The 1,745-nt window shown below is 38.1% G+C and carries 1 protein-coding gene; it reads left to right on the forward strand.

From position 1 onward, the window contains the following. The first annotated feature begins 107 nt into the window (after positions 1 to 107). Positions 108 to 1,724, forward strand: a complete 1,617-nt coding sequence (locus tag AOG55_RS03360; protein ID WP_231563419.1) for an APC family permease — start codon at positions 108 to 110, stop codon at positions 1,722 to 1,724. The last annotated feature ends 21 nt before the right edge of the window (positions 1,725 to 1,745 follow it).

The following is a 1,745-nucleotide window of genomic DNA, read 5'->3' on the forward strand; positions in this document are numbered from 1 at the left end:
AAATTATGAAACACATTATATTTAAGCATTTTCCAAAAATATAAAGTAATATAATGTAATAATAACATATTATGGAAAATGAGCATACTATAAATAATAATATAAAAGTGAAAAGCAAGAAACCACGATTGAAAAAAGATCTTACCTTTAATGAAATGCTTATGGTGGGTCTTGTTGGTGCCTTCGGAAATGGGGCTCTTTTTGGAACGATAACCATGATAACATATGCTGGCCCTGAGGCAATACTTGCCTTTGTTCTGGGTGCTGCTATATATTCACTTATAGGTCTTACATATATGGAATTGGGTGTTACATATCCTGAGGCTGGGGGCCCCACAAGGTATTCAATATACACACATGGGCGCTGGACAAATATAATAAATGCAATGTCCGATATTATATGGTATTTATTTATACCCCCAATAGAGGTTATATCAGTAATTGCAGGGGTTAATTATTTTGACCCAATATTTATTGCGGCCAGCGGGGCACCCACATATCTGGGCGTTGGCCTTGGTCTTGCACTCATGCTCGCACTTATACCGTTTAATTATTATGGAATAAAGCAATTTGGCAGGTCTTCGCTTTACATAGGCATAGTAAAAATATTCTTTTATTTATCAATGTCACTTGGGCTTATCTTCTTTGCGCTGGATTATGCCAATTTTTATAAATATGGCTTTGCACCATATGGTGTTGCAGTACCACTATTCTCAATAATGCCATATGCAATGTATGATTTTGGGGCCATAAGGGTAATACCAGACCTTGCAGAGGAAACAAATAATAAGAGCAAGATACCCAGGGCAATAGGCATGGTTTTGCTCTTTGAAACTTTGATATATATAAGCGTGGCATTTGCAATAATAATGGGAACAAACTGGTCACTTATAGGTGTTTCCCCCGGAGATTTCCTGGCCGTTCAGGCAGCATTCCACGGCGATAATCCATTCTTTATACTCGGAAAACCATTTCCCCTGGTGTTCATAGCTGCAGTGGTAACCGGTGTTTTAACACCATTTGTCACAGGATACATATATTTAGGATCTGGAACACGTGTGCTGTTTTCCATGGGAAGATCGGGTTACATATCAGATAAGTTAAAGGGAATTGAAAAAAAGCATTCAATTCCACTTCTTTCCTTGATTGTTTTTGCCGTTGTCGGTGTAATACTTGTATTTGTTACTGCCCCTGTACCGAGCATATACACATTTATAGATGATGCCACTGCTGCAGGCTATATAGGCTTGATAACCAACCCCATTGCATTAATGGTTACCAGAAGACAGGGGATAACCAAGAAAAGCGATATGGTAAGGGGTATGAGCATAATCGCACCACTGGCAACTGCCGGTTCTGCACTTATTGTTTTCTGGACAGGATGGCCATCAGAACCATATGCGGTGCTTTTAATAGCGGCAGGTTCAGTATTATTTGGTATAATATCAAAGGTTAAAATAGGTGCCAAAAATGCATTGTGGTATGTATTTTTTATAGCCTTTATAACATTTATGGTGGCCACAAGCCATGATGGGCTGTCATCTAGTGTATTCCCGCAGTATTTCACATACATGGAGGGAACAATAATTACATTTATAGTGGCTCTGGTTGTAATATACCCGCTTGGGGTTTTATCCGGGTTTAAAAAACAGTTTGTACATAAAAATTTCACGGAGGACATTTATACCAAACAGGGTGCAATGGAATGGGAGGAAAATAAATAAAACTATATTTTAAATAATATA

Origin of the sequence: Acidiplasma cupricumulans, from assembly GCF_001402935.1 — an archaeon.
In the GTDB taxonomy this organism is placed as follows: Archaea; Thermoplasmatota; Thermoplasmata; order Thermoplasmatales; family Thermoplasmataceae; genus Acidiplasma; species Acidiplasma aeolicum.